General features: G+C 64.2%; 12 protein-coding genes. 7 read left to right on the plus strand and 5 right to left on the minus strand.

Translation table 11 applies throughout. The annotated features are described in order from the left end of the window. The first annotated feature begins 530 nt into the window (after window positions 1-530). A complete protein-coding gene (locus ACYVNQ_RS25360) occupies window positions 531-1232 on the plus strand; it encodes a dienelactone hydrolase family protein (protein ID WP_460905915.1) in 702 nt (233 codons plus the stop codon). 116 nt (window positions 1233-1348) lie between these two features. After that, window positions 1349-2854, plus strand: coding sequence for an amidase (locus ACYVNQ_RS25365; RefSeq protein ID WP_460905917.1), 1506 nt, complete (start codon window positions 1349-1351; stop codon window positions 2852-2854). A gap of 146 nt (window positions 2855-3000) precedes the next feature. Here ACYVNQ_RS25365 and ACYVNQ_RS25370 read toward each other — a convergent pair whose 3' ends face one another. The 5 genes from ACYVNQ_RS25370 to ACYVNQ_RS25390 all read right to left on the minus strand — a co-directional run bounded on the left by ACYVNQ_RS25370 (window position 3001) and on the right by ACYVNQ_RS25390 (window position 8037). Then, the gene (locus ACYVNQ_RS25370) at window positions 3001-4293 is read right to left on the minus strand and encodes an MFS transporter (RefSeq protein WP_460905919.1); all 1293 of its coding nucleotides are present in this window, start codon (window positions 4291-4293) and stop codon (window positions 3001-3003) included. Window positions 4294-4572: 279 nt separating this feature from the next. Further along, window positions 4573-4884 (minus strand): high-potential iron-sulfur protein, encoded by a 312-nt coding sequence (locus ACYVNQ_RS25375; RefSeq protein ID WP_460905921.1) that lies wholly within the window; start codon window positions 4882-4884, stop codon window positions 4573-4575. Window positions 4885-5156: 272 nt separating this feature from the next. Next, window positions 5157-6263: an NAD(P)/FAD-dependent oxidoreductase gene (locus tag ACYVNQ_RS25380; protein WP_460905923.1), complete on the minus strand. Its 1107-nt coding sequence runs from the start codon at window positions 6261-6263 to the stop codon at window positions 5157-5159. A 321-nt stretch (window positions 6264-6584) separates the two neighbouring features. Further along, window positions 6585-6884, minus strand: coding sequence for a DUF4148 domain-containing protein (locus tag ACYVNQ_RS25385; protein WP_460905925.1), 300 nt, complete (start codon window positions 6882-6884; stop codon window positions 6585-6587). A 175-nt stretch (window positions 6885-7059) separates the two neighbouring features. After that, window positions 7060-8037, minus strand: coding sequence for an AAA family ATPase (locus ACYVNQ_RS25390; RefSeq protein WP_460905927.1), 978 nt, complete (start codon window positions 8035-8037; stop codon window positions 7060-7062). Between the two features lie 283 nt (window positions 8038-8320). Between ACYVNQ_RS25390 and ACYVNQ_RS25395 the strand changes: the two genes are divergently transcribed. From ACYVNQ_RS25395 to ACYVNQ_RS25415, 5 genes are all read left to right on the plus strand, one after another. After that, on the plus strand, window positions 8321-8812 hold the full coding sequence (locus ACYVNQ_RS25395; RefSeq protein ID WP_460905929.1) for a hypothetical protein: 492 nt from the start codon (window positions 8321-8323) through the stop codon (window positions 8810-8812). A 45-nt stretch (window positions 8813-8857) separates the two neighbouring features. After that, window positions 8858-9655: an endonuclease/exonuclease/phosphatase family protein gene (locus tag ACYVNQ_RS25400; RefSeq protein ID WP_460905931.1), complete on the plus strand. Its 798-nt coding sequence runs from the start codon at window positions 8858-8860 to the stop codon at window positions 9653-9655. 227 nt (window positions 9656-9882) lie between these two features. Further along, on the plus strand, window positions 9883-10551 hold the full coding sequence (locus tag ACYVNQ_RS25405) for a LysE family translocator (RefSeq protein ID WP_460905933.1): 669 nt from the start codon (window positions 9883-9885) through the stop codon (window positions 10549-10551). A 580-nt stretch (window positions 10552-11131) separates the two neighbouring features. Beyond that, window positions 11132-11902: a ferredoxin--NADP reductase gene (locus ACYVNQ_RS25410; protein WP_460905935.1), complete on the plus strand. Its 771-nt coding sequence runs from the start codon at window positions 11132-11134 to the stop codon at window positions 11900-11902. 533 nt (window positions 11903-12435) lie between these two features. Beyond that, on the plus strand, window positions 12436-13380 hold the full coding sequence (locus ACYVNQ_RS25415; protein ID WP_460905937.1) for a sensor histidine kinase: 945 nt from the start codon (window positions 12436-12438) through the stop codon (window positions 13378-13380). Window positions 13381-13388: the final 8 nt, after the last annotated feature.

Raw genomic sequence — 13388 nt, forward strand, 5'->3', positions numbered from 1 at the left:
CCCCGCGTCCTTCACGTGTCGCTCAAATCCCGTGGACGACTGCGCCGGATGCATCGTTATGCACTTGGCAAGTACCGGAACCAGTCCGTTTGTGGCGGGCGGCCCCTTCGTACCAGCGCGCAAGTGTAGGCCATCAAATTAATTTGTGGGGTTTTTTTGAGTAAGTGGGATCACTACCAATAGCGTTTATCCCACACTCCCATCGAGACCCTTGCGTAGTGGTCGGAAAATGCGATTGAGAGCGGGGGTTTCTGCTTAGTCGCACAGTTCATATATGAGACTTTTCTAAAGCCGGCACTTCAAGTCGCCGTTAATATTACCCCCCAAGGTCAGTGTCGCCGGCGACAAAGTCCAGCGGCGATCGATATCCATCGACATCGCGCAAGCTTGATCGTTTCAGCCCGCTTTCGGCGGCCGCCGCGTGTGACGAAACCATGTCGGGCGCCCGGCCGGCTTGCGCTGCATTGCCTCTGGTTTGATGGCAAACTGGCGCCCCCTTCAGCCCCACCCCGTTGCAAAGGAGAATGAACGTGAGCGTGACTTCCCGTTGGATCGACATCCCCGCCGGCGGCGCCGACAGTTTCGGCGCCTATCTGGCGCTGCCGAAAGCCGGCAAAGGTCCGGCCGTCATCATCATTCAGGAAATTTTCGGCGTGAACGGCCATATCCGCTCAGTGGCCGATCAATATGCGCAAGATGGTTATGTCGCGATCGCGCCGGATGTGTTCTGGCGCACGCAGCCGCGCGTCGAACTGGGCTATGCGGGCGCCGATCGCGACAAGGCGATCGAAATCCTGCAGAAAACCAACGTCGACCTCGCCGTTGCGGACATCGGCGCGACCGCTGCCGCGCTGCGCGCAATGCCCGAAGTGACCGGCAAGGTTGCGGCGATCGGCTACTGCTTCGGCGGCCGTTTGGCTTATCTGGCAGCCGCGCAAGGTTCGCTCGATGCGGCAGTCGCTTACTACGGCGGCGGCATCCAGAACCAGCTCGAACTCGCCGACAAGATCAAGGTGCCGATGCAGTTCCACTATGGCGAACTCGATGCGCACATCACGGTAGCCGATGTCGGCGAAGTCAAGGCGCGCTTTGCCGGCCGCGACAATGCCGAACTGTTCCTGTATCCGAATGCCGATCACGGCTTCAACTGCAGCGACCGCGCGAGCTATAACCAGCATTCCTCCGCACTTGCGCACGGCCGCACACTGACGTTCCTCGGCGAACGCCTGTAAATTGCGCGGATGAGCCCGGCGCCGGTAACGGTGCCGGGCATCAGGTTCCGCTGAGGTTCCACTCAGGTTCCATCAAACCGCTGTCGTCGTTTGCCTGCTCGGGAGGCGCCCTAGCCGTGCTACCGGATTATCTTGCCCACGACGCCATCGGCCTCGCCGAACTGGTGAAGAAGCGCGAAGTCAGCGCGCGCGAACTGCTCGAAGTGGCGATTGCGCGCGCCGAAGCCACCAATCCCGCGATCAACGCGATCGTACTGAAAGACTATGACGCCGCCCGGCGCCGCGCCGCGCGCGAGCGCAACGGCGACGGCAGCGCCGAACAGCTCGGCGACGGCCCACTCGCTGGCGTGCCGTATCTGATCAAAGACCTTGGCGTGTCGGTGGCCGGCTTGCGGATGTCGATGGGCAGCCGCCATTTCCGCCACTACGTGCCCACCGTCGACGCACCGCTGGTCACGCTCACGCGCGCGGCGGGCCTCAATATATTCGGCAAGACGAGCACGCCGGAAATCGGCCAGATGCCTTATACGGAGCCCGAACTGTTTGGCCCGTGCCGCAACCCGTGGAGCCTCGACCATACGCCCGGCGGTTCGAGCGGCGGCGCGGCGGCCGCGGTGGCGGCCGGCATCGTGCCGCTTGCACACGCGTCGGACGGCGGCGGCTCGATCCGCATTCCGGCCTCGTGTTGCGGACTGTTCGGGCTCAAGCCGTCGCGCGGCCGGCAGCCGCCAAACGGCGAACCGTTGCCGGGCGACTTCGGCGTCGACCACGCGATCTCGCGCAGCGTGCGTGACAGCGCGTTGCTGCTCGATCTGACTTCCGGCAACGCCGGCCTGGCGCCCGGTGCACCCGGTACTTTTCTCGGCGCGCTAGCCGAACCGCACGGCAAACCGCTGCATATCGCGTACGTGACCGAGCCGATGCTCGCGCCGCTGCTGTCCGCCGACGCGCGCGCCGCACTCGACGACGCCGCGCAGCTCGCACAGTCGCTCGGACATCATGTCGAACCGGTGACACTCGGCATCGATTTCGACGTGGTGCGCCACGCGTTTCTGACGATCTGGTCGGTCGGCGCGGAAGAAATCGTGTTCAACGCGCAACGCGTCAGCGGCCGCAAACCCGAGCGCCGCGACTTCGAAGTGGCGAGCTGGACCATGGCGCACATCGGCCGCAAGTTCGGCGACCGGCTACTGCCCGACGCGCTGGAGGAACAACGCCGGGTTACCGCGAAACTGACCGATCTGCTGAACCGCTTCGACGTGATCTTGTGCGCGACGCTCGCGTCGGCGCCGATCAAGATTGGCGAGATGCAGCCCACCGCGTCCGAGCGCCTGCAAATGCGCGCGGTGACGATGTTGCGCGTCGAAGTGCTGATGAAGAAACTGCTTTCGGAAGTGGCCGACAAGGCCTTCGCGTGGGCCGGCTGCACCGAGCTGTTCAATCTGAGCGGACAGCCGGCGATGTCGGTGCCGCTTTACTGGAACGCACGCGGCTTGCCGATCGGCGTGCAGTTCGCAACCCGTCATGGCGGCGAAGCGACCTTGCTGCGGCTTGCTGCTCAGCTCGAGGCGGCGCGGCCGTGGTTCGACCGCCGGCCACCGTTGATTCCGGCGCGTCGCTAGAGCTAGACAACTGGGTCAGCAACTGAGCGCGAAAAAATGCCACCGGTGTAGGTGTATCGGATAGGACCTATCCGGTTTGCGGCGCGCATGCAGGCAGCGCGCGTTGCACAACGCCCTACAGCCCTACAGCCCAGCATTGCCCCTTTTCACGCCGCCTTGCGCCGCGCGTCGAGATCCGCGTGACGCTGCCCCGGCACGCACGCGATCGCGACGATCGACAGCGCGAGCCCGGCCATCACGTAGTAAGTCGGCGCGAGCGGCGAGCCGGTCGTCTTGATCAGCCACGTCACGACGAACTGGCCAAAGCCACCGAACAGCATCACCGCGATGTTGTACGCAAGCGAGAGGCCAATCGAGCGTACGTTGGCGGGAAACAGCTCGGCCATCAACGCGCCGAACGGACCGTAGTAGCCGGACAGCGTGACCGACAAGGTTGCCTGCACAACGATCAGCCTCGACACGCTCGGCGCGCTTTCAAGCCAGACGAACAGCGGATAGATCAGCGCCAGCGTGCACACCAGCGACCACAGCGACAAGCCCTTGCGCCCGATCCGGTCCGACCATGCGCCGGCGATCGGCGACAGCACCGTCAGAAGCAGATTGCCGACGATCACCGCATAGAACGATTCGCCATAGGGCAGCTTCAGCTGCTTGACCGCGAAGGTCGGCAGATAGCTGATCAACACATAGATCGTCACCGTCAACGCGATGACGGCGCCCAGCCCGCAGACGATATCGCGCGAGTGATGCCTGAACACTTCGCCGAGCGTCGCACGGCGCGCATGGTGCTTCGCGTGCAGAAACGCTTCTGAATCGGCCAGATTGCGGCGGATATAGAAGCCGATCGGGCCGATCAGCAAGCCGAGCAAAAACGGCACACGCCAGCCCCACGACTTCAGCGCGTCAGGCGACAAGCCGCGCGTCACGAGCGCCCCGACGATCGCGCCAAGCAGCAGCGCGGCCGCCTGGCTCGACATCTGCCAGCTGCCGTAGAAACCGCGCTTCGAAAAAGGCGCGGCTTCGATCAGCAGCGCGGTCGAACTGCCGAACTCACCGCCGGCGGAAAAGCCCTGCACCAGACGCCCGACCACGATCAGCAACGGCGCGCCAATACCGATCGCCGAATAAGGCGGCGCGAACGCGAGCACCGCGATGCCGAGCGTCATCAGGCCGATCACCAGCGAAAGCGCGGCCTTGCGTCCGGCGCGATCCGCATACAGGCCAAGCACGATGCCGCCGACTGGCCGCATCACAAAGGCGACGCCGAAACTCGCGGTAGCGAGAAGAACCGATGAATAGTCGCTGCTGGTGGGAAAGAACAGCTCCGCGATCACCACCGTCATAAAGCCGAACACGGTGAAGTCGTACCACTCGAGCGCATTGCCGATGACGGCCGCCGTCACCGCCCGGGCGTTGAGCGTTCTGAATGCGGGTGCCATTGTTTTCTCCGGCACGGCGGAGTGCAGCTCCGCGTGCAGTGCGTTGCAAGCGTGTTGTTGTGCAGTTTGATTGCGGCAAGCCAGCGGGTTTTGCGAAGTGTAAAGAGCGCTTCATGCGTTATCAAGCAAAAAGCGCCTGCCGCGTGGTGAGCGGCAGACGCTTTTCGATTTGCGGATACATCGTGTGCGCCGCGTTGCACGAGCGCTGTAGCGCCATGCATTCATGCTGCTATTCAGATGGCATAGAGAGCGCCGGGCGACGGGATAAACCGGCCGGTGTCAGGCCTTCTTGTTGTACGCGCTGCACCAGCCTTTGCCGTTGACCTGCTTGCCGGCAAACATCGGACATACGGCATACGCATCGGTCGGCTTGCCCTGGTAGAAGCTGCAGTTGCTGCACTGTTCACCGGCTACATATTTGGCGAACTTGGCCTTGTCGACCTTGGTTGCATCTTCCTTGTAGCCGAGCGCCTGCGCCGTGGGATCGGACTCGGACACCTTGGGTGCATCGGCGAATGCTTCGCGCGTCAGCGCAAGCGCCGACGCAGCGCCAAGACTCGTGATCAAAAACGTACGACGGGAAGTACTCATGGGGGCGAATCTCCATTTGTATTGTGGTGACGCGCTGTTCTGTCGACAGCGGCCCCCAAGGATAGCAATGAAGCCGGCGCACTGGCGTGCCGGATCGCAACCATAAGGGATTTGCAAGGCACGGCGCAGCGGGCGCATGGAATCGGCGCTGCGACACAGCGTCGCAGCGCCGGATCTCGCGTTGCCGACATGCAGCCTGCGCAGAGCGCGCGGGCTTGGGGTCCCGCCCGCCGCTTGACAGGGCGGGCGCGGCTATCAGCGGCTGAGTGCGGCTACGCGCGCCCCGCCAGTTCACATACGCGCACCGCGATCGCCAGCGATGCGGTCAGTCCCGGCGACTCGATCCCGAACAGATTGACGAGCCCACGCACGCCATGCGCTGCTGCGCCCTGAATCAGAAAGTCGGCGGCCGCTTCGCCGGGGCCCGACAGCTTCGGCCGGATACCGGCGTAGGCGGGCTGCAGCGCCCGATCCGGTAACGCCGGCCAGTACGCACGAATCGCTGCATAGAACGAGTCAGCGCGGCGCGGATCGACGTCGTAGCCGATCGCGTCGACCCATTCGACGTCGGGACCGAAACGCGCCTGGCCACCGAGATCGATGGTCAGATGCACACCGAGGCCGGCCTCGTTCGGCATCGGATAGATCAGCCGGCTAAACGGCGCGCGCCCCGACATGCTGAAGTAATTGCCACGCGCGAGATAAAGCGGCGGCACATAACGCGGATCGAGCCCGCGAATCTTGCGCGCCAGCGCGTTGGCGTAGAGGCCCGCGCTGTTGATCACGCACGCCGCGCCGATGGTGGTCGGCGCGGCGCCGCCGACCTTGACGACGAAGCGCCCATTCGATGCTTCGATCGATTCGACCGGCGAATGAAACGCGAACATCGCGCCATCGCGTTGTGCATCGCCTTGCAGCGCGAGCATCAGCTGATGACTGTCGACGATGCCGGTTTGCGGCGAGAACACCGCGTCGACGCATTCGAGCGCGGGCTCGAGCGCCTGCGCTTCCGCGCCGCTGATCCGGATCAGATCGAGCACGCCGTTTTCCTTGCCGCGCGCGAGGATGCTTTCGAGTTGCGGAGTCTGATTGCGCGCCGTTGCGACCAGCAGCTTGCCGCAACGCTGATGCGGCACGCCGCGCGCCGCGCAGTATTCGTACAACAGTTCGCGGCCGCGCACGCAGAGCGCGGCTTTTTGCGAGCCGCGCGGATAGTAGATCCCCGCGTGAATCACTTCGCTATTGCGTGAGCTGGTGCCCACGCCGATTGCTTCGGCGGCTTCGAGCACGATCACCTCGCGCCCGCGTGCCGCCAGTGCGCGCGCCACGGCCAGCCCCACGACGCCCGCGCCCACCACTACACATTCGATTTGATCCATGTCCGTTGGCGCGGCTTCAAACGCCGCGCTCTGCCTCGTCCATACAGTGAAGATGAAGATAACGCGCGCCCGGCCGAACTCAAACCATCGACGGTTCGCCGCCGCACGCAATCACATGCGCACCGCAAAATTGTACGACGCCTAAGAGACGCAAATAAGAGACGCAAATGCCCGCAGCCGGATGCGGCGGCGGGCATCGCAATGTGCATCGCATGATCGCGACGAAGGAGTGTACGCCGTCGACGGACAAACTGTGTGACGCGGCAGACGATTCGCGCGCTTTGCGCGGCACGAATGCGACAGGAATGGCGCGTGCGGCACTCAATCGATGGGTGATGAAGCGCGCGCGGGTGCGTCGCGAGCTGCGTTGAAGCGCTCGATCGGCACGGTATAGCCGCCGGTCGAAAATTGCTCGGGATACGGCGGCTGGTTCGGATTCGTACTGAGTTCGCCGCCGGGTTCACGCGCGGCAGCAAGTTCAGCTTTTACCTGCGCGCGTGTTTTCGGGAAGGAGTCGTTTGCGGCAATCGTTTGCGCAGGTGTGACGCTGTCGGTGGCAGCGAAAGCGGATGCGGGGGCTGTGGCGAGAATCAGCCATGCGGCGAACGGGAAAAGCTTCATGGCGCCTCCGTAAGCGTGTCGCGTGCGGGTCGCACGGATGCGTTGCGGCAACCCGTGCGTTGCGTCGACGCAGTTTAGTTAGCACCTATCGTCAATTCCCGTTAATAAGAAAAGTTTAATGTTAGCGACCGGACACTCAAGTTCGGTTTGCTGTCGGTCGCTTCGCGGCCATCCGCTAAAAGCCGATCGGCTTGCGCCGCGCGTTCTGGTCGAGCTTGAGGTCGGACGCGGTGATCTCGTCGCGGCCGCCGATCCGCGCCGCACCGAAGCCGTTCAGGATCACGCGCCGCATCTCGCGCGGCGACGCACGCTGCAGCGTCTCGAGTGCCGCGTCGCCCAGGTGCGCCGGAAAACGCAAACCCCAGCCGTGCGCCGAGCGGATCTCATCGTAGATCGCCTGCGCGATGCGCCGCGCGCCGTCGCGATCGGGCGCGGGAATCTCGTACACGTTCATCCGGTTCAGGATCGGCTCGGGAATCGCGTGCGCATCGTTGGCCGTCGCGATCCAGATCACGTGGCCCGCGTTGATCGGTATCTCGGCGAATTCGTCGATGAAGGTCTGCGCGGTATCGTGCTCGAGCAGCGCGTACAGCGCGCCGAGCGGATCGTATTGCGAATCGCCGCTTGCCTTGTCGATTTCGTCGACGGCAATCACCGGGTTCGCGTAGCTGCCGTGCACCAGCGCATCGAACACCTTGCCGGGCTTCGCGTTCTTCCATTGCGAAGACGCGCCCGACAGGATCCACCCCGCGGTCAGCGCACCCATCGCGACGTAGTGATACGACGTGCCGAGCAGGCGCGCCAGCTGCTTCGCAAAGTGCGTCTTGCCGATGCCCGGGTCGCCGAGCAGCAGGATCGGCATCAGTTCGAGGCGGTCTTCGGTTTCGAGGCACAGCGCGACCTGTTTGCGCACATCGTCGAGCGGCTCGGCGAAATTCGGCAGTGTGCCGATCAGATCGTCGATCGACGGCATCCGGTTCGGCTTCACGCAAAAGCGCAGATTGCCGGTCTTCAGCATCTTTTCGTAGGTTGCGCGCAGCGCTTCGTTGGCGCCGTCGCCGAGATCGTTCAGCGCAGTCTCCACCTGTTCGAGCTCGTACACCTTGCTGAAAGACGCTACCGCGATCTGTTGTTTGATCATCGCTGTTGTCATCGCTCACCCCGTTGTTGACGTCCTGCTCGTTGTCGGTGCGGCGCAGGCGCACAGGTCGCGCCGCTGATTCAGTGTAACCATGTGCAACCGCCATGCAAGCCAGCAGCGGCGCGGGTCTGCTGCTAATAAGTGCTTGTGTTGCGGGGTTTGCGCCACAATCTGCAAGACCGGGTGACTGAACCCGGCCTGCCGACGAGGGTCAGAAAAAGGTTTTCGCTTCAGGCGTAAGATGGTCGGCTATCGCAGACCGGCCTGCCGCAATGACTTAACGGAGACCCTGTTCATGTGGAAGACCAGCTTTGTCGCTCTGGTCGCGTGCATGCCCCTTGTCGCGCCGGCGCAGCAGCGCACGGCGCAACCCGTCGTGCAATGGCAGTTGCAGGTGATGCGCGACGGCCAGCAGATCGACACGTTCGAAGGCACGACCACGGTCGGCCAGGCACGCACCGACACGCATCATCATGTCGTACAGAACAACGTCGGCTGCAAAGACCAGCCAGCCGGCAGCATCGACCTGCAGCGCACCTTGACGGTGTCGCCGACCCAGGCGGACGCGAACGGCGTGACGCTCGCCATCGACGCGCAGGAAACGCTCGAAGAGCCAGGCCCACAGAAAACGGGGCAAGGCTGCAAGCTGCCGCCGCAGCCGCGTCAGATCGCGGCCAACCATCCGGGCCTTGCGGTGCCGCCCAATCAGTGGACCAGCTGGCAAATCGTCGACAAGGATCCGAACCTCGTCTATCGCGTACGCGCAAGCGTCGCCGCGAACCCGTGACAACCGTGACTCCGTGACTTCATCGAACAACGTGGATAACGCGGCATGCGAAACCCCGAAGAACTGATACGCGAAACCGCGCAGCACAACGACTTCATCGCAGTGAGCTGGAATCTGCACAAGGGGCGCTCGCCGCTCGGCTTTCAGGCCTGGCAGGCGATGCAGCGCTGGGTCGAGTCGACTCACGCCGACGCCTATTTCCTGCAGGAAGCGATGGCGCGCCGGATGCCGGCGCCGGTGCTGTCGCGCACGTTCGGCGCGCCGCTCACCGAGCCCGCCGACGACATCTGGCATTGCCAGGCGACTGAAATTGCGCAAGCGCTCGAGTTGCAGATCGCGCTCGGGCCGAATGTATTCAAGCCGTCGTGGCGGCATGGCAATGCGATTTTGTCGCCGCATCCGCTCGATCTCGGTGGGCGTTGGGATATTTCCGCGCACCGCTTCGAGCGGCGCGGGCTGCTGGTCGCGCGAGCGACCTTCGGCGGCGAGGCGGTCACGCTGCTGTGCGCGCATCTTGCGTTGACGCGCTCTGCGCGTTTGCGGCAGATGCACTGGATTGCGCACTGGATCGCGAAGGAGGCACCGGATGGCCCGTTGGTGCTGGCGGGCGACTTCAACGATTGGCGCAACGACTCGGTGCCGCTGTTCGGCGAACATGGGCTGTTCGAAGTCGCGACGCTGCTGGGCGAACCGGGGCGCACGTTTCCGGCTTTTTCGCCGGCGCTTGCGCTCGACAAGATGTTCGTGCGCGGCATGAAGCCGATCGAGTGGATCACGCCGGCGCAAGAAACGGCGTGGCTGTCGGATCACTTGCCGTATATCGCGCGCTTGCGTATCGAGTGACGCGCGGCGTAAGTGGCGGCGCTCAGGCTCGCCCGCGTGCCGGCACGTGGTCTCGCGAGTAAGTCGCTGCGCTGCACGGTGACTCATTGCGAGTGCGCCGTCCGCGATACGCGGATGCCCGTCGCAAGCGCGCCGGCGCGGGCTGCGCGGATGCCAGTCATGAACACGCGCGCCGCGCGGTAAGATCGCGGTTCTTTCCTCTGCCCACGCGAAACACCCCTAATCGCATGCACGCATACCACTACCTGCCGACCCTGCTGCAGATCGCCTTCGTCTATCTGCTCGCGGCGATGATTCCCGGTCCGAACTTCTTCATGATCACGCAGTTGTCGCTGGCCGGCCGCCGCAAGCTCGGCGCAGCGTCCGCGCTCGGCGTCGGCACTGCATCGACGATCTGGGCCGCGCTGGCGATGCTCGGCTTCGCCACCGTGCTGCAGAAGATCGATTGGCTGTACAGCGGCATCCGGATTGCCGGCGCGTTGTATCTGTTGTGGTTCGGCATCAAGCTGCTGCGCTCAAGTGCGCAGCGCGACGGCGCAGTGCCGGCCGTGAGCGCGCCGCCTCCGGCGGACGGCGTCGACACTAGCGCCGATCAGGCCGGCTCGCACTTGCGCGCGTGGCGCTCCGGGCTCGTCACGTGTCTGACCAATCCCAAATCGTGTGCGTACTGGACCAGCGTGTTCGCGACGATGATGCCGGCGCACGCGCCGCTATGGTTCTGCGGCGCGGTGCTCGCGATGATCGCGATGCTGTCGGTCGGCTGGTACAGCAGCGTCGCGTTGATGTTCGCCAATGAGCGCACGCAGCGCAGTTACCGCAAGCTGCGCCGTCCGATCGATGCGGCATGTGGCGCGGTCTTCGTCGGGCTGGGTGCGAAGCTTATCGCGGAGCGCTGAAGCGGGCCGGCGCACCGCACGCCAGGTTCCAGCTTCGCAAGCAGGGTCAATGGCGCGCCGCGCGGCGCCTTTCCGGTATGATCGCCCCACCTGTCGTCCTTGCTGGCGCCGGGTTGCCGGGCGCCGAGAGCACACGAAGCCCGAAGCGTCAGCGAGAGCCGCCACGCGCCGCCAGCCGCTGCACGATCCGGCTGCTTCGCATTCACCGCCGTGGCCCAGGTCGCGGCACTCGCCGCACCTGCGTGTCGCGGTGCGGCGCAGTGCCGTTATTGCACCGCGCGGCGGCTTTGTACGTGCTTCGAGCGTTGCTTTGAGCATCTTTATCAGCGCAGTCAAGCCAGCCATCGGCCGGCTATCAAGCGGCCGTCACCTCGCCAGAAGCGCTCACGCGATGATCCGCCAAGATCGGCGACGATGGCCGCCGTTACCGCCAGGCGGCCCGCAAAGCCGTAACGCGGTAAAATAGCGGACTACGCAGCATTTGCCCGCGTCTTGGCCTACTCAGGCCGGCGCATCGACTTGCCGTGCCGGTCGGTCATTTTTACCCGGCCATCTTTGTATTCGCACCATCCAAGAAGCCATGAGCAACCTGAATCCACAAACCGTTCTGAGCGTCCACCACTGGACCGATACGCTTTTCAGTTTCACCTGCACGCGCGATGCGTCGTTCCGCTTCGAAAACGGCCAGTTCACGATGGTCGGCCTCGAAGTCGACGGCAAACCGCTGATCCGCGCCTACAGCATGGCGAGTGCGAACTACGAAGAGAACCTCGAATTTCTCAGCATCAAGGTGCAGGACGGCCCGCTGACGTCGCGGCTGCAGCATCTGAAGGTCGGCGATCAGGTACTCATCGGCAAGAAGCCCACCGGCACGCTGATGGCCGACAACCTGCTGCCCGGCAAGACGCTGTGGCTGCTGTCCACCGGCACGGGCCTCGCGCCGTTCATGTCGATCATCAAGGATCCGGACGTGTACGACCGCTACGACAAGGTCGTGCTGACGCACACCTGCCGCTTCGTCGACGAACTCGCGTACAAGGAATACATCACCGATCACCTGCCGGCGCACGAGCACATCGGCGAGCTGATCCGCGACAAGCTGGTGTACTACCCGACGGTCACGCGCGAAGCCTTCCAGAACCGCGGCCGCATCACCGAGCTGATCGAAACCGAAAAGCTGTTCGCCGATCTCGACCTGCCGGGCTTCTCGCTGGAAAACGACCGTGTGATGCTGTGCGGCAGCCCGCACATGCTGCGCGACACGCGCGAACTGCTCGACGGGCTGGGCTTCAAGGAAGGCAGCAACAACCAGCCGGGCCACTATGTGATCGAAAAGGCCTTCGTCGGCTGAGCCTCGTTGACGGCAGCGCGCACTGAGCGCGTCGCTTAGCTGCAAAAAAACAACAAGGGCCGGAACTTTTGTTCCGGTCTTTTTTTTCGCGTGTCGCAAAGCAGGTGCGGATCGGCGCGAAGTCTGGCTGGCGCGGGAAAAATTCTCGGACGGCCTTATCCAGTAACACTTCGCGCTTACAGTTACAAATTGACACAGCGAACCGTACGGCGCCTGTAGGCATTTTTCCTACATAGAACCGACCAGCAAAGATTACCCAATGCATGAGAATCGCATGCCAGGTCTATGTCTATCAGCATTTTTTTCTGTTTTTGAGATATCATCGCGGCGCTACACCTAGTGCGCGCCGGCTGCCATACGCGGCGCCGACTTGTTACCGAATGTAAATTTCGTTACGCCACGATATAGCGAATGTCCGTCACGGCACCGTCCGCGGCGGACACGTCTGGAAGCGGAGTTCGCATGCGTTTTTCCGACTACGTGCCGCTTCGGCACAGCCGGTTCACCGTTTCATCTGCGATTTGACAGCCTGCATGGATACGTCGATGGTCGTCCCGATCGGCGCACATGCGCCGCTCTACGTCGCCGGCGAGGACGTCAGTACGCCTGCCTCGCGCGGCGTCGCCGCCGCTTCCGTGCCGAATCATGCCGCGCCGCGCCTGCCGGTGGCGGCAAGTGCGCCCGTCTGCAACAACACAAGCCCCAACACCCCGACTGAGCACGAAGCCGAGATCGCGCGCCTGCATGCACGCGTGCGCGAACTCGCCGCACAAGTGGTCGATGCGCATGAAGCCGTGCGCCGCCAGCTCGCTCAAGAGCTGCATGACAGCGCCGGCGCCGAACTGACCGCTTCTCGCTTCGCGCTCGCAAACGTTGCCACCTGGCTGCCGGCCGACGCCGCGCCGCAGTGCGCGAGCGCGCTGGCCCTTGCGCAGCGGTCGTTTGACGCCGCCAGCGAGGCGACCCGCAGCGCCATCGACGATCTGCACGCGCCGCCGCTCGAGCACGGCATCGTCCATGCACTGACGCGATGGATCGACAGTTTCGCTGCGCGCACCGGGTTGCGCACCAGTTTCGTCTGCAGCGCCGACGCGCGCCTGCCCCAGTTGCCTGCCGATGCGGCACTGGCGGTGTTTCGCGTCGCGCAGGAAGCCCTGAACAACGTTGCCAAGCACGCGCGCGCACGCGCCGCCGACGTGCGCATCGAAGCGACGCCCGCGCACCTCGTGCTGAGCGTCACTGACGACGGCATCGGCCTGCGGCGCCGCACCGGCAAGCAGACGACGCACCGCTTCGGCGTGTCCGGCATGTGCGCCCGCTGCGAAGCCTACGACGGCACGCTGAGCCTGACCGCGGCGCCGCGGCACGACGGTACACGCGTCACGCGCGGCACCACAGTGCACGCACAGTTCGCGTGGCATGCGCTGGTTCCCGCCGCCGCGCGCCCCAGCCGCCGACGCACCGCCCTTCGTTCGTGAGCCCATTG

Source organism: Paraburkholderia jirisanensis (assembly GCF_054782355.1).